Source organism: Sphingomonas sp. IC-56 (assembly GCF_021043375.1).
Classification (GTDB): domain Bacteria; phylum Pseudomonadota; class Alphaproteobacteria; order Sphingomonadales; family Sphingomonadaceae; genus Sphingomonas.
Map to the genome: position 1 here is coordinate 48622 of NZ_JAJNDV010000011.1, position 22662 is coordinate 71283.

Here is a 22662-nt window from a genome sequence, read left to right on the forward strand (position 1 = left end):
GGCGATATAGGACGAAGTCCCCGCGCCGCCACAGGAAAACTGCCCGCTTGCCTCCCGGCGGCACGATGCTACCGATGGCGAAGTTCCAGGTTTCTAAGGACCTTGCCGAATGCGCCGACTGTCTGTGCCGCTTTTCCTAGCCATGTTGCCCGCCGCCGCCTTTGCCCAGGACGCGACGCCGGCGCAGACCCCGGCGCAGAAGAACGCGATCATCAATGCCGAACTTCCCGCCGATCAGGCGGCGTTGAAGAGCCATGTGATGTTCCTCGCCTCCGACGCGCTGAAGGGCCGCGAGGCGGGCAGCCCGGAATATGACATCGCCGCGCAATATGTCGCCGCGCAATTCTATGCCGCCGGGCTGAAGCCGATGGGCGACGAAGGCTCCTATCTGCAAAAGGTGCCGCTGGTCAGCTACAAGGCCGCCGACCAGGGCAGCATGCTGGTGACCGGCAAGCGTGGCCCCGTCACGCTGACCTTTGGCGAAGACTATCTGCCCGGCGCCAATCCGGAATCGCCGACTTTCAACCTGACGGCGCCGGTCGTGTTCGTCGGCTATGGCATCGAGGGCCTGGGCCGCAACGATTACAAGGGCATCAATGCCAAGGGGAAGATCGTCGCCTTCTTCCCCGGCGCACCCAGCAGCTTCCCCGAAGAGGAAGGCGCCCACTTCTCCAGCGCGGCGAGCAAGGCCGAGATCGCCGCACGCCATGGCGCGGTCGGCTATATCCAGCTGGAATCGACCCGCACCGGGCGCGGCAGCTATCCCGTGGCGATGATGCGCGCCAGCTGGGACCGCCCGCGCGTTACCTGGGGCAATCCCAACGGCACCGGCCATATCGCCGTGCCCGGCGTGCCTTCGCTCGGCATTCTGAGCAAGGCGGGCGCCGCCAAGCTGTTCGCCGGCGCCCGCACGCCCTGGACCACGATTGCCAAGCAGGCCGAAAAGGACGGCGCGGTGTTCAAGGCAATCGACCTGCCGGGCAAGCTGACCGTCACTTCCAAGACCGCGCTCACCCCGATGACCAGCTATAACGTGGCCGGTTACCTTCCCGGCAGCGACCCCAAGCTGGCCGGCGAAGTCGTCGTGCTTTCCGGCCATCTCGACCATGTCGGCGTGGGCAAGGCGAACGCGCAGGGCGACACCATCTATAACGGCGCGCTGGACGACGCGGTCGGCATCGCCTCGCTGATCGAAGAGGCCAAGCGCTTCAAGAACGCGGAGACCAAGCCGCGCCGCTCGATCCTGTTCCTGGCCGTGACCGCCGAGGAAAAGGGGCTGATCGGTTCCGATTACTACGCCAACCACCCGACCGTGCCGGGCACCATCGTCGCCAACGTCAATCTCGACATGCCGATCATCACCTACAAGTTCCAGGACGTGGTGGTGTATGGCGCACAGCACTCGACGCTGGGGCCCATCGTGGAAAAGGCGGGCGCGGCGATCGGCGTGACGCTGTCGGAAGATCCGCTGCCCGGCGAATCGATCTTCACGCGTTCGGATCACTATAACTTCGTGAAGAAGGGCGTGCCCTCGGTCTTCCTGTGGCCGGGTGCCGGTGGCCCGGGCCGCGCGGCGATCGATGACTTCATGAAGAACCATTATCATCAGGCGTCCGACCAGATCGGCATCGTGCCCATCAACTGGGAATCGGGCGTGCGCTTCGTTGACGTGAACTACCGCATCGCCCGCGAGATTGCCGATGGCGACCAGCGGCCGATGTGGAACAAGGGCGACTTCTTCGGGACCTTCTATAACGGTCCCGGCGCCAAGTGAGGATGCCGGTGCGGATGGCGGCGGGGCTGGCGGCAGCCCTGCTTGTCCTGCTGCCTTCCGCCCGGGCGCAACAGCTTCCCCCGGAACAGGCGGCGCTCAAGGCGCATGTCCAGTTCCTTGCCGCCGACAGCCTGCATGGGCGTGAGGCGGGTACGCGCGACTATGACATCGCCGCCGATTATGTGGCGGCGCAGATGCTGGGCGCGGGATTGAAGCCGGCGGGATCGGACGGCAGCTGGTTTCAGCCGGTCCGGCTGGTCGGCTACCGCCCGACCGACAAGGCGAAATGGTCGCTGACCCGCGCGGGCAAGCCGGTGCCGCTCGCCTACGGTACCGATTTCCTGAACGAGCCCGTGCCCAGCGCCGCCGACTTTGCCGCGCAGGGGGCGATGGTGTTCGCCGGCTATGGCATCGTCGACGCGGCGAGCGGGCGCGACGATTATCAGGGGCTGGACGTGCGCGGAAAGATCGTTGCGATCTTCGCCGGTGTGCCCAAGGGCCTGTCCACCGACATCGCCGCGCATTTCGGCAATGACGATCAAAAGGCGCGGCTGGCCCAAGCGCGCGGCGCAAAGGCGGTGCTGATCCTGGAGTCCGCCACGCGCCGCGCCGATTACGCGTTCGAGGGGCTGGCACCCTATTGGGACTATGAGCGATTCGGCTGGGTCGGGGCGGACGGCAAGCCGAACATGATCGCGCCCGGCGCGCCGGTGGTGGGCTATGTCAGCCGCGCGGGTGCGGAAAAGCTGTTCGCCGGATCGCGCCTGAACTGGCGCGCGGTGATGGCGGCGGAGGAAAGCGGCGCGACGCTCCCCACCGGGCCGCTTGCCGGCACGCTGCGCGTCGCCAACCCTACCCGCACGCGCATGCTCGAGAGCCGCAACGTGGTGGGCGTGATCGAGGGCAGCGATCCGGTGCTCAAGCACCAGTATCTCGTGCTGTCGGCGCATCTCGACCATGTCGGGGTGGGGCAGGCGGTGAATGGCGACAAGATCTACAATGGCGCGATGGACAATGCCGCGGGCATCGCCACCATCCTGGAGGTCGCGCGCCGCTTCCAGGCCGATGGCGTGAAGCCGCGCCGCTCGATCCTGTTCGTGGCGCTGACTGCCGAGGAAAAGGGGCTGGTCGGCTCCAGCTATTTCGCCGCCTATCCCACCGTGCCGCGCCAGGGGCTGGTCGCCGACCTCAATCTCGACATGCCGATCCTGACCTATCCGCTCCAGGACCTGGTGGTGCTGGGCGGCGAACGTTCGACGCTGGGGCCTGCGGTCGCGGCCGCGGCGGCGGGGGAGGGGCTGAAGGTCGTGCCCGATCCCGCGCCCGAGGAGATGTTCTTCGTCCGCTCCGACCATTACAGCTTCGTGCAGGCCGGAATCCCGTCGGTGTCGGTGGATACCGGTCCGGGTGGACAGGGGGCGGCGCAGCAGCGACTGTTCCTCGACAATGACTATCACCAGCCCTCCGACCAGTTGGATCTGCCCTTCGATTGGGCTTCGGCGGCCAAGTTCATGCGAGTGAACTACGCCGCCGCGCGCGCCATCGCGGATGCCGACGAGCGGCCGCGGTGGAACAAGGGTGACTTCTTCGGCACGCTGTTCGGCGGCCATGGCGCGGACTAAGGCTCTAGTCCTCCCGCGGAGGGGGAGGATCGGGCTCGCATGCGCCTGCTGATCTTCGGCCCGGGCTACACCGCCGCGCGGCTGATCGCGCGGCTTGCTCCACGCGGCTGGCGCATTGTCACCGTCACTCGGGACGGCGAGTTGTCGATCGGGGAGCGCGACCGAGTCGCGTTCGAGATCGCCCATGCTACGCACATCCTATCCAGCGTGCCCCCCGCAGGAGAAGCCGACCCGGTCCTGCAAGCCTATGGCGCCGAACTCGCCGCAGCGTCGGCGTGGGTCGGCTACCTGTCGGCCACCGGCGTGTATGGCGACACCGGCGGCGCCTGGGTGGATGAGACCGCGCCCACGGGTACGGGCCGCCGCAACGTCCGCGCGCTTGCCGATGCTGGCTGGGCGGCGCTGCCGAACGCCCGGGTCTTTCGCCTGCCCGGCATCTACGGCCCGGGGCGCTCGCCGCTGGACCGGGTGCTGCGGGGTGAGGGGCGGCGTATCGACGCGCCGGGGCAGGTGTTCAGCCGCGTCCATGTCGATGACATCGTGTCGGGGGTGATCGCGGGTTTCGATGCGCCGGTAGGCATCTACAACCTGGCCGATGACGAGCCTGCGCCGCAGAGCGATGTGATCGCCTATGCCTGCCAGCTACTCGGCTTACCCGTCCCGCCGCTGGTTCCGCTGGAAGATGCCCAACTAAGCCAGCAGGCGCGCGCCTTCTATACCGAGAGCCGCCGCGTCGCGAACGGTAAGGCCAGGCGCGTGCTGGGCTGGTGCCCGGCCTATCCCAACTACCGGTTGGGCCTGCGCGCCCTTAGCGCGATGACCAGTCCCGCAATCACCAGCACCGCGCCGCCGCCGGCCAGCAGCGACCAGCGATAACCCTCGAAGATCGTCGAGAGCAGCATCGCGATCACCGGGATCAGCACGCTGGTATAGGCCGCCTTCGCAGGGCCGATGAGGCGGATCAGCTGGTAATAGATGGTGAAGGTCAGCGCGGACCCCAGGACGCCCAGATAGAGGATGCCCCCCAGATAGCTCCAGCGCATCTCGAACACTGGTGGGCCGGCCGTGCTCCAGGCGAATGCCGCGTCCACGCCCGCACCGATCAGCATCGCCCAGCCCAGCGCGGTCGACATCGGATATGCCTTGGCCCAGCGGGTCGCCTGCATGACATTGGCGGTCGAGGCCGCCAGCACGCCTAGTGCCGCCGTGCCGATGCCGATCAGCGCCGCGCCGGTGCCCGCCGTGCTCAGCCGCGCTTCATGGATGAACAGCAGCGCTACGCCCGCCATCGCCACGACCGATCCGACGATCAGCTGCCGGCCCATCCTTTGACCCAGAAACAGCCGCGCGAGGATCGCGTTGGGCACCAGCAGCAGGGCATAGACCACCGCCACCACGCCCGAGGTGATGTGCAGCTCGGCGCGGTAGACGAAATTGAAGTTGAGCACGAACTGGGCGATCCCCAGGCACGCCGCGAACAGCACGCCGCTGGCCGGGAGCCGCAGCCCGTCGCCGCGCGCGATCGCCCAGCCGAGCACCACCACGCCCGCCACCAGGAAGCGGTAACAGACCGACCAGCTCGGCGGCACCACCGCCAGCTGATCGCGAATCACCAGCCAGGTAGAGCCCCAGATCAGTGTAACCAGTATGAAGGGTATCAACACTTCCAGCCGCGCCGAACGGGGTGGCACGGCCTCTACTGGAGGCTCTATCTTGGGCTTTGCGTGGAAGAGGATGCGCCTCACGCCAGCTTCGCGATCGCGTCCGCCAGCGTCCGCACCGCCTCCTCCGCATGATCCCAGCTGGTCACCAGCCGGACCTCGCCCGGTGCCCAGTCATAGAAATCGAAGCCCAGCCCGCGCAGGCCAGCGGCTTCCTCCGGCGTCGCCTTCAGGAACACTTCGTTGGCCTGAACCGGATGCACCAGCCGCGCCGGCCCGGCAGCCTCGGCCAGCAGCCGTGCCGCGGCATTGGCGGCGCGGGCATTTTCAAGCCACAGGTCGTTGTCGAGCATCGCCAGGATCTGCGCCGCGAGATAGCGACCCTTGGACAACAGCAGCCCGGCACGCTTGCGGCGGTACAAGGTCGCGTCGGCAAGCTCGGGCTTGAAGAACACCAAAGCCTCGGCGCTCATGCCGCCATTCTTGACGAAGCCGAAGCTCAGCGCGTCCACGCCCGCGCGCCAGGTCACGTCGCCGGGATGGCAGCCGAGATGCGCGACGGCATTGGCGAAGCGCGCCCCGTCCATGTGGAGCCCCAGGCCGCGTTCGCGCGCGACATCGCCGATCGCCGCCACTTCCTCGGGCGTGTAGACGAGCCCGTACTCGGTGGCGTTGGTGATCGAGATCGCGTGCGGCTGCACCTGGTGCACGTCGTTGCGGATATTGCCGAGCACGGCCCGCAGCGCGTCAGGCGTGATCTTGGCGCCCTGACCCTCGACCAGCATCAGCTTGGCGCCGTGGGTGTAGAATTCGGGCGCACCGCATTCGTCGTTCTGGATATGCGCGTCGCGCGAGCAAAGCACGCCGCCATAAGGCGGGCACAGCGCCGCGAGCGCCAGGCAGTTGGCCGCCGTGCCCGATGGCACCCACAGCGCGCGCACCTGTGTGCCGAACAGGTCGGACAGCTGCCCGTCCAGCTGCTTCGACCAGCGATCGCCATCATAGGCGGTGTCGAGCTGGTTCACCTCCACCATCGCCTGAAGCACTTGGGGGGAAACCGGAGCGGCATTGTCGGAAAAGAAGCGCATGCTCAGCCCCTTGGCCCCGCGCGGCGGCTGGCGTCAACCAGTCGCTGGTGCGTTAGAAACCCGGATCGTCCTCCGGCGGCTCTTCTTCGTTCGGCTCCTCGCCACGGCTGCGGCGGGGGCCCCCGCGCCGCGGCAGCGGACCGAGGTCTTCCTCGCCCTCGTACGGCGCGGCGCGCGGGTCGATCACCTGGGTGTCGATGCCCGCGCCCTCGATCATGTCGCCGACCCCGTTCAGCACATCGTCCAGGCTGACGGCATTGTCGCCTTCTTCGACAACCGGCGGGGGCGGCGGCAGCTTCAGGTCCATCGCGCGCACCATGAAGTCGCGCCAGATCCGCGCCGGCAATCCGCCGCCCGAGGCGCCGGGAATGGGCGAATTGTCGTCGTTGCCGATCCACACGCCGACCACCAGGTCGCCGGCCCAGCCGACGAACAGCGCGTCGCGCGCGTCCTGAGTCGTACCGGTCTTGCCGAAGGCCGGGATCGGCAGCGCGGCGCTGCGCCCGGTGCCGCCTTCGACCACGGTCGCCAGCAGCGAGCGCAGATCCTCCAGCTCCCCACCTGGAATACGGCTGGCGCCACCCAGCCGCTTGGAAAGCCAGTCATCGGCTTCCTCCTGCTGGTCGAGGCCGCTTGGCCGTACCGGATAGCTGCCGTTGGCGACCGCCGCATAGGCTGCGGTAAGTTCGAGCAGCGACACGCCCGACGTGCCCAGGCCGATCGAAGCATCATTGCCGATCGGCGTCGAGATGCCCAGGTCGCGCGCCGCCCGCGTCACCGCGCGCACGCCCAGTTCATTGGTCAGCCGTGCCGCCACCACATTGCTCGACTTGGCGAACGCCTGGCGCAGCGTGATGCGCCCGGCATAGCGTCCGTCGCTGTTGGCCGGTTTCCAGTCGCCGATCGTGACGGGCGTATCGTCCACCATCGTGTCGGGCGTCATGCCCGAGCGCAGCGCGGCCAGGTACACGAACAGCTTGAAGGTCGATCCGGGCTGGCGCCGCGCCTGGGTGGCGCGGTTGAAGGGGCTTTGGCCGTAGTTGCGCCCGCCGACCATCGCGACCACGCGCCCGTCGGGCCGCATCGCGACCATCGCCACCTGGGTGCCGCGAAGCCCGGCGCTCTTCACCACCCGCTCGGCAGTTTGTTGGAGCTTGGCGTCAAGCGTGGTGCGCACTTCCTGCTCGGTGGCGACACCGCCGGCGCGGTCGCGCGCCTGGGGCAGCACCCAGTCGGCGAAATAGGTGCCGTTGGGCAGTTCCGTGCTCTTGCTCACCCGCAGCACCGCCGGGCGGACCCGCCGCGCCTCGCGCTCCGTCAGGAGCCCGGCATCGACCATCGCGCCGATCACCAGCTTCTGCCGCTCGCGCGCGCCGGCCAGGTTGCTGGTTGGGGCCAGCCGCGAAGGCGCCTTGACCAGCCCTGCGAGCATGCTCGCCTGGCTCACCGTCATGCGCTCAGGCTCGACGCTGAAATAATGCTGAGAAGCGGCCCGCAGGCCATAGGCATTGTCGCCGAAATACACGTTCGACAGGTAGCGCGACAGGATCTCGTCCTTGGTCAGCCAGGCTTCCAGCCAGAAGGCGATCAACACTTCCTGGAATTTGCGGGTCGCGGTGCGGTCCATGGTCAGGAACGCGTTCTTCGCCAGCTGCTGCGTGATCGTGCTGGCGCCCTGCGAGCGGCCGTCCGAAGTGGTATTGTGCCATGCCGCGCGCAGAATGCCGCGCGGATCGACGCCCCAATGGCTGTAGAAACGCCGATCCTCGATCGCCACGAACGCGTCGCGGACATGCTCGGGCAGCTTGGACACGTCGACGGGATCGCCGATCACGCCGCCGCGCCGCGCGATCGGCGTGCCGTCGTTCGCCAGCAGAGTGATGGAAGGTGGCACCGGCGGCTGGAGCGACTTGTTCAGCGGTGCTGTCACCGCCAGCCAGCCCACCGCCACGAAGAACAGCAGGAGCAGCGCGGCGATGCCGCGGCTGATCCACCGCAGGACGTTGCGCCGACGGCGGGGCGGGGCGGGCAGGTTGGTGGAATAGTCCTCCGGCTCGTACGCGCCGGCTTCGGGCGGCGGCGGCGTGGGCGGAGGTGGCGGCGCTGGCGGCGCCTGACGATAGGACGTGCCGGCGTTGGGAAACGCTTCGCGGAACGACGGCAGCCCGCCCGTCAGGTCAAGCGGTTCGGGGCGCGGGGCGCTTACCGGGCGCCAGTCCCGCGCCGCTTCGCCCTCGTCTTCCGACACGCGCCGCCGCAGGGTAAATCTTGTGTCGTCAGAGCCGGAGTCACGCGCCATCCACTAATCCTAGGAGATCGCCGTACCGGTTTCAAAGGCTTAACGGCGACGTGTGCTAGTAAAGTGATACAGCGTGATGCTCAAGCCTCCAGCTCGACGTCCCAGTACAACCAGTCGCGCCAGGTCTCATGCAGGTGGTGCGGGGGGAAGCGGCGGCCATGTTCCTGCAACTGCCAGCTGGTCGGACGAATCGGCCGGATATGGAGCGGCATCGCTGCTTCTTTGGGAGTGCGTCCGCCCTTGCGGAGGTTGCATGGCGCGCAGGCCGTCGCGACATTCTCCCAAGTGGTGCGGCCGCCCTGGGCCCTGGGTATCACGTGATCAAAGGTCAGGTCGCGCGGGGAGCCGCAATATTGGCAGCTGAACTTGTCGCGCAGGAACAGGTTGAAACGGGTAAAGGCGGGGAATTGCGAAGGTCGAACATATTGCTTGAGCGCGATAACCGAAGGGAGCTTCAGCCTCGCGGTGGGACTTCGCACCTCGCGTTCGTAATAGGAGACGACGTCGACGCGTTCGAGGAACAATGCCTTGATCGCGGTTTGCCATGGCCAGACGCTGAGCGGATAATAACTGAGCGGCGTATAGTCGGCGTTCAGCACCAGCGCGGGGCAGCTGTCCGGATGGCGGATCAGATCGGGATGGTACATGCAGTCCCTCGCCCTGATTGTTACGCCGCGCTGTCTTTGCCAACAAGCGTGACGCCGTCATGACAGCACAGCCGCTGACTCGCGGTCAAGGCCCCGAAACCATGACCGTCCATACCCGCTTCGCACCAAGCCCCACCGGACGGCTGCATCTGGGCCACGCATTCTCGGCGATTACCGCGCATGACTTTGCCCGTGCGCAGGGCGGGCGCTTCAGCCTGCGGATCGAGGATATCGACGGCACCCGCAGCCGGCGCGAGCATGTAGATGGAATCCTGCGGCACCTGGAATGGCTGGGGCTGGAATGGGATGGGGAGGTGACCTTCCAGTCGCAGCGGCTGCACCTGTACGAAGCCGCGCTCGACCGCCTGCGCGGCATGGGGCTGCTTTATCCGTGTGTGTGCACCCGCGCCGACATCGCCGCCAGCCTGTCCGCCCCGCATGGGCGGGAGGGGGCGGTGTATCCGGGCACCTGCCGTGGGCGCGCGGACGCTGACCTTTCCCGGCCGCACAGCTGGCGCCTGGATGTGGAGCGTGCGCTCCGGGAGGATCTATGGTGGCACGACGCCTTCGCTGGCCGGGTGCGCGCCGACCCCCTCTCGCATGGCGACGTGATCCTCGCCCGCAAGGATGCGCCAGCCAGCTATCATCTTGCCGTCACGCTCGACGACGCGGCGCAGGGGATCACCCATGTCGTGCGCGGGAAGGACCTGTTCGAGGCGACGCATGTACACCGGCTGCTCCAGGCGCTGCTCGATCTGCCGACCCCCGAATATCGCCACCACGACTTGCTCAGCGGCCCCGACGGCCAGCGCCTCGCCAAGCGCCATGGCGCTCCCACGCTGGAGTCGCTGCGGCTGGCTGGCGAGGATGGGCGCGCGCTGGCCGATCGCCTGCGCGCCGGACTGCTTCCGGTTGGATTCGCCGCGGCAAAGGCGTAGGCTCACACCATGAACCTTTTCCTCGTCCTCCTGCTCGTGGCCGTGATCCTCGCGGTCCTGTTCGTCCTCATCCGGGGGCTGGTGAACATGGCCGGCACGACTCAGGCCGATCTGGAGGGCGACGGGCCCAGCGAGCGCGCGCTCAAATCCAACAAGCTGATGCAGCAGCGCATCCTGCTCCAGGCGCTGGCGATCGGCCTGATCGCGATCATCCTGCTGTTCGCCTCGGCCGGCAGCTGAGGCGCAACCACGTCCTCGCTTTTGACCGGTAGGGCCGCTACTTCGGCTCGCATGGTCAAGCTCAACAAGATCTACACCCGCACCGGCGACGACGGCACCACCGGCCTGGTCGATGGATCCCGCGTCGCCAAGAGCGATGCCCGGATGGCCGCGATCGGCGATGTGGACGAGGCGAACAGCGTGATCGGTGTGGCCCGCGCCGCGCTTGGTGCCGGTGACTTTGACGATCTGCTCGCGCGTATCCAGAACGACCTGTTCGATCTTGGCGCCGATCTGGCCACACCGCCCGAGATCGCAGGTGCGCTCCGCGTCGTTCAGAGCCAGATCGACTGGCTGGAGGAAAGCATCGACCGGCTCAACGCCGAATTGCCGCCGCTGACCAGCTTCGTACTCCCGGCGGGCGAGGGGGGAGCGGCCGCGCTGCATCTCGCCCGTGCCATCGCGCGGCGTGCCGAGCGCAGTGCCGTGGCGGCAAACGAAACCGCGCCGGTGCGCGGCGAGGTGCTGCGCTATCTCAACCGCCTGTCCGATCTTTTGTTCGTGGCTGCACGATTGGTGAACCATCGCGGCGGCGGAGACGTTCTGTGGGTTCCAGGCGCATCCCGCTAACCTGGATCATGCGGCGTTGACTCATTTGCCGCCGCGGAGTACGAGAACATCATGCGAACAGAGCGCGGCCCGGCCCCGGCTTGTTCGGCACTCGCGCTGCGTTTCGCGCAGGTGCGGGCGCTGTCCGAAGCGCTTGTCGCACCATTGTCCGACGCGGATGCGACGATCCAGTCGATGGACGATGCTTCGCCCGCTAAGTGGCACCTCGCGCATACCAGCTGGTTCTTCGAAACCTTTGTGCTGCGCGATCATGTGCCCGGCTACCGCATCCACGACGAACGCTTCCCGTTCCTGTTCAACAGCTATTACGAAGCCGAAGGCGTCCGCCATGCCCGCCCGCGCCGCGGCATGCTGTCGCGTCCCTCGCTCGACGAGAGTCTCGCTTATCGCGCCGCGGTGACCGAGGCGGTGCTTGCCGCGCTGCCCGATCTTCCGCCCGAGGCGGAGGCGCTGGTGGCGCTGGGGTGTCATCATGAAGAGCAGCACCAGGAGCTGCTGCTCACCGACATCCTCCACCATTTCTCCGTCAACCCGCTCGAACCGGCGGTGTGGCCGGGCGCGCCAAAGGTGCCCGTCGCCATGCCCGGGCCCACCGGCTGGATCGAAGGGACCACCGGCGAAGTCGAAATCGGCGCGATGGCCTCAACTTCTCTAAACTTTGCCTTTGATTGCGAAGGACCGCGGCACCGCGCGCTGCTCCATCCCCACGCCTTGGCCGACCGGACCGTCACCAACGACGAATGGGCCGGCTTCATCGCCGACGGCGGCTACCGCGAGCCGCGCCACTGGCTCTCCGATGGCTGGGCATGGGTGCAGCGCGAGGGAGTCGACGCGCCGCTATACTGGTACCAGCAGGATGGCGTGTGGACCCGCTTCGGCCTGGATGGGCGCCGCCCGATCGACCCCGCCGCGCCGGTTACTCACGTCAGCTTCTATGAGGCAGACGCCTATGCCAGCTGGGCCGGCGCGCGCCTGCCCACCGAGTTCGAATGGGAAGCGGCCGCCGCTGTGCACGACCCGAACGGTGGCAACCAGCTCGACAGCGCAGGCCCGGTCGAGCCGCGCCCGTCGACCGGCGGCCCTGCCTTTTTCGGCGATGTGTGGGAATGGACCGGCAGTGCCTTCCGCCCTTATCCCGGCTTCCGTGCGCCCGACGGTGCAGTGGGGGAATATAACGGCAAGTTCATGAGCGGGCAGTTCGTGCTGCGTGGGGGGAGCTGCGCCACGCCACGCGGCCATGCCCGGGCGAGCTACCGCAACTTCTTCTACCCGCACCAGCGCTGGCAGTTCACTGGCGTCCGCCTGGCGAAGGACCTCTGACCATGCTGAAGCCGAGCCATGGGGAGGCGAGCCTGGCCGACCCGCATTTCCGGGCCGACGTGCTGAGCGGCCTCGCCGCTCGGCCGCGCGCGATCCCGGCGCGGTGGTTCTACGATCGCCGGGGCTCCGAACTGTTCGAGGCGATCACTGCGCTTCCCGAATATTACCCCACCCGCACCGAAGCCGCGCTGCTCGACCGGATCTGCCCCGAACTCGATGTGGCGCCGGGCGCGGCGGTGGTGGAGTTCGGCTCGGGCTCCTCGGCCAAGACGCCGATCCTGCTGCGCTGCATCGATCCCGCCGCTTACGTGCCGATCGACATTTCGGGCGATTTCCTCCGCCAGTCGGCGCGCGAACTCGCCGCAGACTTTCCTGGCTTGGCGGTGCTGCCGCTGGAGGCCGATTTCCTCCGTCCGGTGCCGCTGCCCGAGCAGGTCGCGGGTCTGCCTAAGTTGGGGTTCTTCCCCGGCTCCACCATCGGCAACATGGACGCCTATCAGGCCGTCGACCTGCTCCGGGTGATGCGCACCTGGCTGGGCGAAGGCGCCAGGCTGCTGATCGGCATGGACCGGGTGAAGTCGCCTGACATCTTGGTGCCCGCCTATGACGATGCACAGGGGGTCACGGCCGCGTTCAACCTGAACCTGCTGGAGCGCATAAACCGCGAGCTTGCCGGCACCGTGCCGGTGAACGCCTTCCGCCACAGGGCGATCTGGAACGACGAAGCTTCGCGCATCGAAATGCACCTGGAGGCCACCCGCGACGTCGCCTTCGAAGTCGAGGGCCGCTCCTTTGCCATGGCCGCGGGCGAGACGATCCACACCGAGAATAGCCACAAATATGGCGAGCGCGGCGCTCGGCTGATGCTGCGCGCCGGCGGTTGGACGCCGGTGCGCGAATGGACCGATCCGCAGGGCTGGTTCAGCCTGATTTTGGCCGAAGCGCAGCCGGTCGCGCGCGCGCCGTGATCAGCGGAACACTGGCTGCGCCGTCCAGCGCCGCAGCCAGTTGGTCGATCCCCGGCACTGCTCCATCGACCGCAGCTCGACCAAGCGAAAGCGGCGTCCGTCCCACACATATTCCGCCGACTCGCCGCAATCGCCGATCCCGCGGCCCTTGCCCCGGCTGCTCAGAATGCTTCGATCTTCTTCCCACCAGGCGTTGAACAGCATCGGCGCGCTGTCCGTCCCTTCGTTGCTGTAGTCGATATCGGCGGGCGCGATGCTGCCACGACGCACCACGAAGGGAACCAGCAGCGTGTTGTACGCGCCCGACATGCACGGCAGCAGCGCCAGCGTAGCCCCGCCGCCCAGCGATGCGGTGGTGACTTCCTGCGATGCGTCCCCTTCCTCATCGCAGCCGGCGAGCTTCTCCATCTGCGCCTGCATCGCCTTGGTAATCACGGTCGGCTTGCCCGAAGCACGCAGCGCAGCCACTTGCGGCGGTGCGATCGCGGCCGGCACGCTCGACGCTGGTCGCGTGCCCTTGGCCACTGCCGCGGTGACGGTACCCGCACGCCCCTGCTCGGCATCGATGAAGCGCAAGGCAGCCGAGGATCCGCTGAGCGGCACCGTCGTCAGCAGCTTGCCGCCATGCTCGATCCGCATGGCGGTGCCGTTCGCCATCGCCGCCACGATCCGCGCGGCTTCGGCCCCGCTGAAGCGGATAGCGCCATTGGTCGGCGTGGCGCGGGCCAGTTCCGATCCGTCGATCCTGACCGTAACCGGTCCCTTCGCCGAACCGGTGTCGATCGTTACGGCGAACCCTGCCGCCGCGCCGGCTTCGCGGGCGATCGACACGTTGAGCGGGCCATCGTCCGGCCACTCGGCATCCTCGCGCATCAGCGAGGTCATCTCGCATGCGCGAATGTTGTCGCAGGCGACGTCCCAGTCGCCGAACCCCTTTTCGGTGCCGAGCGTAGGAACAGCCTGAAGGGCGGCGAGCAGCAGGGCGATCGTCAGCATTGCGCCAGTCTAGCCGCGATGCCCCGGGCGGAGTAGGGGCACCGCAAAGCAATGCATGGAGACGGATGATGCGAACGGTAGGCGTAATCGGGGCAGGGCAGATGGGTGCCGGCATCGCCCAGGTATCGGCGCAGGCGGGTTATACGGTGCTGCTGTCCGACGTCGACCTCGCCCGTGCCGAGGCCGGCAAGGCTGGCATCGCCAAGCAGCTTGCCCGCGCAGTGGACAAGGAAAAGATCACCGCGGCCGACGCGCAGGCCGCGCTCGACCTGATCCAGCCGCTCGATGACGTCTCCGGCATGGCGCCTTGCGATCTGGTTATCGAAGCCGCGACCGAGCGCGAGGCGATCAAGCGCACCATCTTCGAGGCGGTGGGCAAGGTGCTCGGCCCCGACGCGATCCTGGCTTCCAACACGTCGTCGATCCCGATCACGCGTCTTGCCCAGGCAGCGCCCGATCCGGCGCGCTTCATGGGCGTGCACTTCTTCAACCCCGTGCCGGTGATGGGCCTGATCGAGCTGATCCGCGGCCTCGCCACCGCCGACGCGACCGTGAATGCGGTGGAAGCGTTCGGCCAGCGGCTGGGCAAGCGCATCGTCCACGCCAACGATGCGCCGGGCTTCATCGTCAATCGCGTGCTGATGCCGATGCTCAACGAGGCGTGCTTCGCGCTGGGTGAGGGCGTTGCAACGATTCCGGACATCGATGCGGCCTGCCAACTCGGCCTCAACCATCCGATGGGCCCGTTCACGCTGGCCGACTTTATCGGCCTCGACACCTGCCTGGAGATCACCCGCGTGCTGTTCGAGGGCACAGGCGATCCCAAGTTCCGCCCGGCGCCGCTGCTGGTGAAGTATGTCGAAGCGGGCTGGTACGGCCGCAAGACCAAGCGCGGCTTCTACGACTATTCGGGCGCGGAGCCCGTGCCGACGCGCTGACCGTGTGCGACTGCCTCTTGGGGCGGAGGCCATGCCAAGCGGGCAGTCGCACCGACAAACAGCAGGAAGGCAATCTGCGATACCATGAACGGATCGGCAGCGACTGAGGCCAAGAACCTCCCGCGAGGAGCGAAATGCGCCACGATCCACAGATTGTGCGCAACGTCGGTAACGATGATGATGCCGGTGGCGACGACGCCAGTGCGTGGGCGAACGAACAGCAATGCGACGGCGAGCGGGTCGAAGAAGGTGAGCGACGTCCAGAACGCCGCACTCACCCAGCCTACACCGCCATAGTCCCACGCTAGTCCGTGCCGTGCGACGATCACGACATGATTGTAGGTCGCGCCCAGCAGGCAGGCGGCGTAGACGCAGCGAACACGAAGGCTCCTGCCGGCCATCGGCTCAGGGCAGCAACAGCCCCGCCAGTGCCGCCGACATCAGGTTGGCGAGACTTCCCGCTACCAGCGCACGCAAGCCGAGCCTGGCGATCATCGCCCGCTGGTTGGGTGCCAGGCTGCCCGTCGCGGCCATCTGGATGGCGATCGAGCTGAAATTGGCGAAGCCGCACAGCGCGAAGGTAATGATCGCCTTGGTGCGCGGGGCGAGATCGGGCGTGGCGCCCAGCTGGATGAACGCCACGAACTCGTTCAGCACCACCTTGGTCCCGAACAGTCCGCCGGCCTGCACCGCCTCGCGCCACGAAATGCCGAGCAGGTACATGACCGGCGCGAACACCGTGCCGATGATCTTCTGGAAGCTCAGATCCTTGAACCACATGGCCCAGTCGGCATTGCCGCTGACATAATAGACCCAGTTGCCCGCGCCACCCAGCAGCCCGTTGGCCAGCGCCACTAGCGCCACGAACGCCAGCACCATCGCGCCGACCGCTACTGCGATCTTAACGCCGGTCGACGCACCGCTCGCCGCCGCCATGATGAGGTTGGCGGCGCGCTCTTCCTCCAGGTCGTGCTCGGCGACCTTGATGATCTCTTCCTCCGGATCATCGCCCAGCGGCAGCTCGCCTTCCGGCGCGGCGGGCGTGTCGGGCATGATGATCTTGGCCATCAGCAGCCCGCCCGGCGCCGCCATGAACGAGGCGGCGAGGAGGTACGGGAGCGAGGCCGGCCCGAGCAGGCTGGCATAGGCGGCGAGAATCGTGCCCGCGACGCCCGACATGCCGACGCTCATCACCGCGAATAGCTGCGACGGGGTGAGCCGTGCCAGATAGGGACGGATCACCAGCGGCGATTCGCTCTGGCCGACAAAGATGTTGGCAGCCGCGCACAGCGACTCGACCTTGCTGGTGCCAATCACCTTTTCGATGCCGCCGCCGATCCAGCGGATCACGAACTGCATGACGCCCAGATGGTAGAGGATCGACACCAAAGCGGCGAAGAAGATGATCACCGGCAGCGCGGCAATGGCGAAGCTGGTGCCGCCCAGTTCGGGCCTGGCAAGCGGACCGAACAGGAAGCTGGTGCCTTCGCCGGCATAGCCCAGCAGCGCCGACACGCCGTTCGACATGCCGTGCAGCACTGCCTGGCCCCAGCCGGTGCGCAGCACCAGCACTGCGATCAGGACCTGAAGCCCGAATGCGGCGCCCACCACCCGAAAGCGGATCGCCCGGCGATTGGTGGAAAGCGCATAGGCGATCGCCAGAATGGCCAGCACGCCGAAGATGCCGATCGGGAAGTGATTCATGCGGTGAAAGCGGGTCCCAAGGCCGGCGCGTCGAATTGGCCAGCGAAAGCGGGACCATACACGCTGCGCGGATTCTCGCCAGTAGCGGGATCGCACGCATCTTGCCGGAGCGACCGCTTTGCCGCTAGCGTCGCGCGGATGGACATTTCCCGGCCCGCGGGCACGCGCTCGCTTTTCGCGCTTTCGATCTTTTACGGCGGAATGGTGTGTATCGCCGGCGTGCTCGGCAACAAGCAGGTGTCACTGGGCCCCTTGTCGCGGATCGGCGAATGGGTCGGCGTTGGCCCGCTTGCCGTGGAGGCGGGGATCTTCGCGTTCCTGCTGCTGGTAGCGGTGTCGAGCGCGGTGGCCGAACTGCATGGCCGGTCGACGGCGAACCGGCTGGTGCAGATCGGTTTCGTCCCCTTGCTCACCTCCATGGTGCTGTCGTGGCTGGTCTATGCCCTGCCGGCCTCGCCCGAGATGATCCCGGAAAATCGTGACGCCATTCAGGTCGTGCTGGGCGCGACGTGGCGCATCTGGGGAGCCGGCATCGTCGCCTATGGCGTGTCGCAGACGCTGAACGTGACGATCTTCAGCGCGTTGAAGGGCGGGCAGGGAAAGCTGTTGTGGCTGCGCGCGGGCATTGCCGGCGTGCTCAGCCAGATCGTCGACACGCTGATCTTCGTGACGCTCGCCTTTTATAACGAGTTCCCGATCGGTCCGCTGCTGGTCGGCCAGATGGTGGCAAAGGTAGTGCTCAGCGCCGTGCTGGTGCCGTTGCTGATCTATGTGTTCGTTGGCATTGGCCGCATGCTCGATCGCCGCCGCGCGCTTTGAGGAAGATTGCGGGCCGGGTTCGCCGCGCCTAAGGGGCGCGGATGACCGATCACGGACCCGATCCCGCGCTGCTGGCCAAGGCAGAAACGCTGACTGAAGCGCTGCCCTATCTGCAGCGCTATGCCGGCGCGACTTTTGTGGTGAAATATGGCGGCCACGCTATGGGGCATCCGGACCTGCAGCGCCGCTTCGCCAGCGACGTGGTGCTGCTCAAGGCGGTCGGCATCAATCCGATCGTCGTGCATGGCGGTGGGCCCCAGATCGGCGCGATGCTGAAGCGCCTGGGCGTCGAGTCGCAGTTCGTCGGCGGGCTGCGCGTCACCGATGCGGAGACCGCGCGCATCGCCGAAATGGTTCTGGCCGGATCGATCAACAAGGAAATCGTCGGCTGGATCGGCCAGGCCGGCGGCAAGGCCGTGGGCATTTCGGGCAAGGACGCCGCGCTCGTCACTGCCCGCAAGGTCGAAGGCCGCGGCGCCGATCCGCTCCAGGGCGTCGAGCGGCATGTCGACCTGGGCTTTGTCGGTGAGCCAGTTTCGGTCGATCCCGCCATCCTCCACTCGCTGGCGGCGCAGGGCTTCATCCCCGTGGTGGCGCCGGTGGCGCTGGGCGCCGACGGGCATACCTACAACATCAACGCCGACACCATGGCCGGCGCTATCGCGGGCGCGTGCGGCGCGGCCCGCTTCTTCCTGCTCACCGACGTCGCCGGCGTGCTCGACAAGTCGGGCGACCTCGTCACCGACCTGGACGCGCAGCGGATCGCTGCGCTCAAGGCCGACGGCACGATCTCGGGCGGCATGATCCCCAAGGTCGAGACCTGCGTGTCGGCAGTGGAGGCCGGTGTCGACGCGGCGGTGATCCTGGACGGGCGCGTGCCCCACGCGCTTCTGCTCGAAATCTTCACCCGGCGCGGCGCGGGCACGCTCGTCCACGCTTGAGGGTGTTTCCCGCCAAAGCTTTCCTATATCGTCGGATCAACCGAGTTCCGCGGAGACAATCTTGAATTCCTTCCTGATCATGCTCCTGCAGATCGTGCAGCTGCTACTGACGGTCTTCACCTTCATCATCGTGGCCCAGGCGATCCTGTCCTGGCTGATCGCGTTCAACGTGATCAACACGTACAACGAGTTCGTCCGCTCGCTGTGGAACGGGCTGAAGGTCGTGACCGAGCCGGTCTATCGCCCGATCCGCCGGGTGCTGCCGGATTTCGGCGCGCTCGACATCTCGCCGCTGGTCGTGCTGCTGATCCTCTACATCCTCAACAACTACCTGATTCCCTGGCTGATGATGCAGATCGCTAATCCGGGCTATCCGGGCTGAGTGCCCGCCTGGCGGGGCAGCGCTGACGGGATCGAGATCGCCGTCCGCGTGACCCCGCGGGCGTCGCGCGACATGCTCGCGGCGGGCACCGCGGACCATTTCGCCGCCCGCCTTGCCGCGCCGCCCGTGGAAGGCGCGGCGAACACTGCACTGGTCGCGTTGGTAGCAAAGCAGTTCAACGTTGCACGCCGCGCCGTCACGCTGCTCGCCGGTGAAACGTCGCGGCTGAAGCGGCTTGCCATCGTCGGAGACGTTGCAACGCTGGAACAGATCGCCCGCAGCCTCTATGGGGAGGCGCATGACGGCTGAACTGATCGACGGCAAGGCATTCGCGGCGGGCCTTCGCGCCCGCGTCGCGGCGCAGGTTCCCACCTTCCAGGCGGCGGCGGGGCGCGCACCCGGCCTTGCCGTGGTGCTGGTCGGCGAAGATCCAGCCTCGGCGGTCTATGTCCGCTCCAAGGGCAAGTCGACGCGCGAGGCCGGCATGGAAAGCTTCGAGCATCGCCTGCCTACCGACACTTCGCAGCAAGCCCTGCTGACGCTGGTCGAACAGCTGAACGCCGATCCGGCGGTGGACGGCATCCTCGTCCAGCTGCCGCTGCCGCGCCATATCGACGAGCAGGAAGTGCTGCTGCGCATCAGCCCCGACAAGGATGTGGACGGCTTTCACCCGGTCAATGCCGGTCGGCTGGCGACGGGAATCGACGGCTTCGTGCCCTGCACGCCGCTCGGCTGCCTGATGCTGCTCCAGGATCGGCTTGGCGACCTGTCGGGTCTGGACGCGGTGGTGATCGGTCGATCCAACATCGTCGGCAAGCCGATGGCGGCGCTGCTGACGCAAGCGAGCTGCACCGTGACCCTGGCCCATTCGCGGACCCGCGACCTTGCCGGCCATGTCGCCCGCGCGGACATTGTCGTCGCCGCGGTCGGCCGTGCCAACTTCGTGCAGGGCGAATGGATCAAGCCCGGCGCCACCGTGATCGACGTCGGCATCAACCGAGTCGATGGCAAGCTGGTCGGCGACGTGGACTTTGCCAGCGCGATGGCGGTCGCAGGCGCCGTTACCCCCGTTCCGGGCGGTGTCGGCCCGATGACCATCGCTTGCCTGCTGCGCAACACGCTGGTCGCCGCGCACCGCAATGCGGGCGTGCCGCTGGCGGCTGATGTTCTCGCCAGCATCGATCGGCCTGTTCGCCCATGATCGAGCTGTTCGTCTCCGCCTTCATCACGTTCTTCGTGGTGATCGACCCGCCCGGCTGTGCGCCGATCTTTGCGGGGCTGACGACGGGGGCGAGCGCGGTACATCGCCGCGCCATGGCGGTTCGCGCGGTGCTGGTCGCCGCCGCGATCCTGTTCGGCTTCGCATTGTTCGGCGAAGCGCTGCTGCGTGCGCTTGGCATCAGCCTCAATGCTTTCCGCATCGCCGGCGGCATCATGCTGTTCCTGATCGCGCTGGAGATGGTGTTCGAGCGCCGCACTGAACGTCGCGAGGACCGTGCCGAAAAGGTGAAGGCGGATGAGGAGATCACCGACATCTCCATCTTCCCGATGGCCATGCCGATGATCGCCGGGCCCGGCTCGATCGCTTCGGTCATGCTGCTGATGTCGCAGACGCAGGGGTTGGGCCATAGCATCGTGGTGCTTGCGGCCATGATCGCGATCCTGTTGCTCACCCTTGTCGCATTGCTTGCCGCAGGTCCGCTCATGCGGCTGGTCGGCGCCAAGATCGAGGCAGTGGTGTCACGGCTGCTCGGGGTGCTGCTCGCCGCGCTCGCCGCTCAGTTCGTGATCGACGGGATCACGGCCTCGCTGGTCGCTGGGCGGGCCGCGACCGGCCACTGACCGGCGCGTCGGGCAGGTCATAGCGTATCCGCCACAGCTTCAAGGGTGAGTTGGCGGGCAGCGCCATCGGCTCCAGCCAGTTCGGCACCTGCCCCCGATATAGTTGCGAGAAGAAGCCCCGGGGGCCGCGTGAGCGGTAGATCGTGGTTTCCGACATATCGGGGCAGATCAGCAGATATTGCGCCTTGTGCCGGGCTGCTATGCCACGGAACTCGCTGGTCGGGCCGGTAAAGGCGTGGTGCACGTCCAGGATCGCCGCGCCGTTGCGGTGATATGGACCGGCGATCGCGTCGTGATGGGTGGTGGTGATCAGCCGCGGTCCCATGTCGACATGGCTGAACAGAGTGGCCTTGGGATAGGCGTTGAGCGGCAGCAGCGAGGACAGGCGCGCGCATGCCGCGTTGGCCTTGCCCACCTTGCTCGGCACGCCCTTGGCCGGTTTGTCGGCCGGCAGCAGCTTCTGCGTCAGTCCGGCGAACAGGCCGGTCGCGATCAGGAATACCACCAGCGCACCGATGATGCGTACTGCCACATTGGTCCGCTTCAGGAACCAGGGGATCGCGATCCAGGCGAGCGCGGTGGCGCCGGGCACGCTGAGCATCTGCGCGGCCGGGCCTGCGCGCACCTGCCACAGCAGCATCGCACCGGCGAAGGTCGTGAACAGCGCGATCGCCGCCCAGGCTGACGCCGCGGCGGTCCGCCGCGCCCGCCAGGTCGCGAGCAGCGCGCCGATGATCCCCACCACCGGCAGCGCCGCCATCGGGAAGACGTTCTTGAGCGGGTGCTTGTAGATCGGCCGCGCCTCGCGGACATTGTTGAGCCAGGTCCGCGCCAGTTCGTCCGACACCTGTTCGGGCCGGCCGAGGCACTGCGGGAAGAACAGCGCGAAGCCAACGACAATGGCGCCGCCCACCACTGCGGCGAGTGCGAAGCGGACCCAGCGGCTGTTCGCCGGGGCAAGCGACATGGCGAACAACAGGCTGCCGGTCGCCACCATCACACTGAGCCAGACCGGGGTGAGCGCGTCGCACCGCAGCACCTGGTTGGCGTCGGAGGCGAACAGCGCGAAGCCGATCGCCGATCCCCCAGCCAGGGTAAGGCCATGCACCGCCATGCGGCGCGCGTCCGCACGGTCCCAAATCCAGCGCAGCACGATGATCCCGTCGGCCATCGCGCAATAGGGTAGCATCTCCAGCCCGATGGTCAGCGACACCGCACTCGACAGGCCCACCGTCGCGCCGCCGCGTGCGCGGTTCGGGTCGGCCAGCCCCGCCACTGCCATCGCCAGGCAGGCCAGCTGCCAGCCATGATGGTCGATCCGCATCGGCGCATACATCGCCATGGTCGAGGTGCAGCTCATCAGCACCAGCATCGCCATCGGCCAGGCATAAGGCGACACCAGCCGGCGAACGGTCAGCGCGAGCGCGGTCATCGTCACGATGAGCGGCAGCAACGGCGCCAATCCGCACGCCCAGCGCTCTGCCGCTTCCACGCCCAGGAAGGGACGGAGCAACAGGATCAGTCCGGCGATCGGCAGGTCCACCAGGCGCGACCAGTGGATGTCGAACCCGCCGAGCGCGGGGTCGAGCCGGTACTGGCGCAGGTCATACCAGCCCTGGCCGGCCAGCAGCGCGCGTACCTGCGCCAGCCGCAGATTGTCGTCGGTATCGGTGAGGACGAGCCAATGAATGTTGCCCTCGCGCTGGATCAGGTACCAGGCGACGACGCAGCCCCAGAAGGCGAGCATCCAGCCGAGCCAATGGCGGTTCAATTCATGATCCAGGCGGAACCCGCCCACTGCCTTCAGCTTCAAAATGACTTTCCTCGCTCCGTGTCCCGCATTAGGGCGGCGGCTTGGGCGAGGGCAAGCTGAA

At 67.3% G+C, this 22662-nt stretch carries 23 protein-coding genes; 15 read left to right on the top strand and 8 right to left on the bottom strand.

Annotated elements, in window-relative coordinates:
* Positions 1–109: 109 nt before the first annotated feature.
* Genes LQ953_RS14145 through LQ953_RS14155 form a run of 3 tightly spaced genes read left to right on the top strand, consistent with a single transcriptional unit; the run spans position 110 to position 4272 of the window.
* A complete protein-coding gene (locus LQ953_RS14145; protein ID WP_231031555.1) occupies positions 110–1774 on the top strand; it encodes a M28 family metallopeptidase in 1665 nt (554 codons plus the stop codon).
* 2 nt (positions 1775–1776) lie between these two features.
* On the top strand, positions 1777–3396 hold the full coding sequence (locus tag LQ953_RS14150; protein ID WP_231031556.1) for a M20/M25/M40 family metallo-hydrolase: 1620 nt from the start codon (positions 1777–1779) through the stop codon (positions 3394–3396).
* A 39-nt stretch (positions 3397–3435) separates the two neighbouring features.
* On the top strand, positions 3436–4272 hold the full coding sequence (locus tag LQ953_RS14155) for an SDR family NAD(P)-dependent oxidoreductase (RefSeq protein ID WP_231031557.1): 837 nt from the start codon (positions 3436–3438) through the stop codon (positions 4270–4272).
* Here LQ953_RS14155 and LQ953_RS14160 read toward each other — a convergent pair.
* From LQ953_RS14160 to LQ953_RS14175, 4 genes are all read right to left on the bottom strand, one after another.
* Positions 4182–5087 carry a DMT family transporter gene (locus LQ953_RS14160; protein WP_231031558.1) on the bottom strand — a complete coding sequence of 302 codons (906 nt, stop codon included), beginning with the start codon at positions 5085–5087 and terminating at the stop codon, positions 4182–4184. The two genes, LQ953_RS14155 and LQ953_RS14160, sit on opposite strands and share 91 nt — an antisense overlap.
* A gap of 50 nt (positions 5088–5137) precedes the next feature.
* Positions 5138–6145, bottom strand: coding sequence for a threonine aldolase family protein (locus LQ953_RS14165; protein WP_231031559.1), 1008 nt, complete (start codon positions 6143–6145; stop codon positions 5138–5140).
* 52 nt (positions 6146–6197) lie between these two features.
* Positions 6198–8444 (bottom strand): transglycosylase domain-containing protein, encoded by a 2247-nt coding sequence (locus LQ953_RS14170; RefSeq protein ID WP_231031560.1) that lies wholly within the window; start codon positions 8442–8444, stop codon positions 6198–6200.
* Between the two features lie 80 nt (positions 8445–8524).
* Entirely contained in the window at positions 8525–9091 is a 567-nt protein-coding gene (locus tag LQ953_RS14175) for an HNH endonuclease (protein ID WP_231031561.1), read from the bottom strand.
* Between the two features lie 101 nt (positions 9092–9192).
* Here LQ953_RS14175 and gluQRS point away from each other — a divergent pair, with 101 nt between their 5' ends.
* From gluQRS to egtD, 5 genes are read left to right on the top strand one after another with little or no spacing between them, the layout of a single operon-like run.
* Positions 9193–10029 carry a tRNA glutamyl-Q(34) synthetase GluQRS gene (gene gluQRS / locus LQ953_RS14180; protein ID WP_231031562.1) on the top strand — a complete coding sequence of 279 codons (837 nt, stop codon included), beginning with the start codon at positions 9193–9195 and terminating at the stop codon, positions 10027–10029.
* 9 nt (positions 10030–10038) lie between these two features.
* A complete protein-coding gene (locus LQ953_RS14185; RefSeq protein WP_231031563.1) occupies positions 10039–10269 on the top strand; it encodes a twin transmembrane helix small protein in 231 nt (76 codons plus the stop codon).
* A gap of 51 nt (positions 10270–10320) precedes the next feature.
* Positions 10321–10878 carry a cob(I)yrinic acid a,c-diamide adenosyltransferase gene (locus LQ953_RS14190; protein ID WP_231031564.1) on the top strand — a complete coding sequence of 186 codons (558 nt, stop codon included), beginning with the start codon at positions 10321–10323 and terminating at the stop codon, positions 10876–10878.
* 51 nt (positions 10879–10929) lie between these two features.
* A complete protein-coding gene (egtB, locus tag LQ953_RS14195; protein WP_231031565.1) occupies positions 10930–12198 on the top strand; it encodes an ergothioneine biosynthesis protein EgtB in 1269 nt (422 codons plus the stop codon).
* Positions 12199–12200: 2 nt separating this feature from the next.
* On the top strand, positions 12201–13166 hold the full coding sequence (egtD, locus tag LQ953_RS14200; RefSeq protein WP_231031566.1) for an L-histidine N(alpha)-methyltransferase: 966 nt from the start codon (positions 12201–12203) through the stop codon (positions 13164–13166).
* Here egtD and LQ953_RS14205 read toward each other — a convergent pair whose 3' ends face one another.
* Positions 13167–14162, bottom strand: coding sequence for a DUF1176 domain-containing protein (locus LQ953_RS14205; protein WP_231031567.1), 996 nt, complete (start codon positions 14160–14162; stop codon positions 13167–13169). It abuts the gene before it with no gap.
* A 68-nt stretch (positions 14163–14230) separates the two neighbouring features.
* Between LQ953_RS14205 and LQ953_RS14210 the strand changes: the two genes are divergently transcribed.
* The gene (locus LQ953_RS14210) at positions 14231–15100 is read left to right on the top strand and encodes a 3-hydroxyacyl-CoA dehydrogenase NAD-binding domain-containing protein (protein ID WP_231031568.1); all 870 of its coding nucleotides are present in this window, start codon (positions 14231–14233) and stop codon (positions 15098–15100) included.
* Here LQ953_RS14210 and LQ953_RS14215 read toward each other — a convergent pair.
* A complete protein-coding gene (locus tag LQ953_RS14215) occupies positions 15067–15501 on the bottom strand; it encodes a hypothetical protein (protein WP_231031569.1) in 435 nt (144 codons plus the stop codon). The two genes, LQ953_RS14210 and LQ953_RS14215, sit on opposite strands and share 34 nt — an antisense overlap.
* A 4-nt stretch (positions 15502–15505) precedes the next feature.
* Complete coding sequence (locus LQ953_RS14220) at positions 15506–16804, bottom strand: NupC/NupG family nucleoside CNT transporter (protein WP_231031570.1); 1299 nt, start codon at positions 16802–16804, stop codon at positions 15506–15508.
* Between the two features lie 138 nt (positions 16805–16942).
* On the opposite strand from LQ953_RS14220, the gene LQ953_RS14225 reads away from it, so the two are divergent.
* The 6 genes from LQ953_RS14225 to LQ953_RS14250 all read left to right on the top strand — a co-directional run bounded on the left by LQ953_RS14225 (position 16943) and on the right by LQ953_RS14250 (position 20788).
* Positions 16943–17623, top strand: coding sequence for a queuosine precursor transporter (locus LQ953_RS14225; protein WP_231031571.1), 681 nt, complete (start codon positions 16943–16945; stop codon positions 17621–17623).
* 41 nt (positions 17624–17664) lie between these two features.
* Positions 17665–18564 carry an acetylglutamate kinase gene (argB, locus tag LQ953_RS14230; protein WP_231031572.1) on the top strand — a complete coding sequence of 300 codons (900 nt, stop codon included), beginning with the start codon at positions 17665–17667 and terminating at the stop codon, positions 18562–18564.
* Positions 18565–18643: 79 nt separating this feature from the next.
* On the top strand, positions 18644–18946 hold the full coding sequence (locus LQ953_RS14235) for a YggT family protein (RefSeq protein WP_231031656.1): 303 nt from the start codon (positions 18644–18646) through the stop codon (positions 18944–18946).
* Positions 18947–19255 carry a DUF167 domain-containing protein gene (locus tag LQ953_RS14240; RefSeq protein ID WP_231031573.1) on the top strand — a complete coding sequence of 103 codons (309 nt, stop codon included), beginning with the start codon at positions 18947–18949 and terminating at the stop codon, positions 19253–19255. It begins immediately after the preceding gene.
* Complete coding sequence (gene folD / locus LQ953_RS14245; RefSeq protein WP_231031574.1) at positions 19245–20147, top strand: bifunctional methylenetetrahydrofolate dehydrogenase/methenyltetrahydrofolate cyclohydrolase FolD; 903 nt, start codon at positions 19245–19247, stop codon at positions 20145–20147. Before LQ953_RS14240 ends, folD begins: the two co-directional genes overlap by 11 nt.
* On the top strand, positions 20144–20788 hold the full coding sequence (locus tag LQ953_RS14250; RefSeq protein WP_231031575.1) for a MarC family protein: 645 nt from the start codon (positions 20144–20146) through the stop codon (positions 20786–20788). Before folD ends, LQ953_RS14250 begins: the two co-directional genes overlap by 4 nt.
* Here the strand turns inward: LQ953_RS14250 and LQ953_RS14255 are convergent.
* Positions 20745–22535: an AcrB/AcrD/AcrF family protein gene (locus LQ953_RS14255; RefSeq protein WP_231031658.1), complete on the bottom strand. Its 1791-nt coding sequence runs from the start codon at positions 22533–22535 to the stop codon at positions 20745–20747. The genes LQ953_RS14250 and LQ953_RS14255 overlap by 44 nt on opposite strands.
* Positions 22536–22662 lie beyond the last annotated feature (127 nt).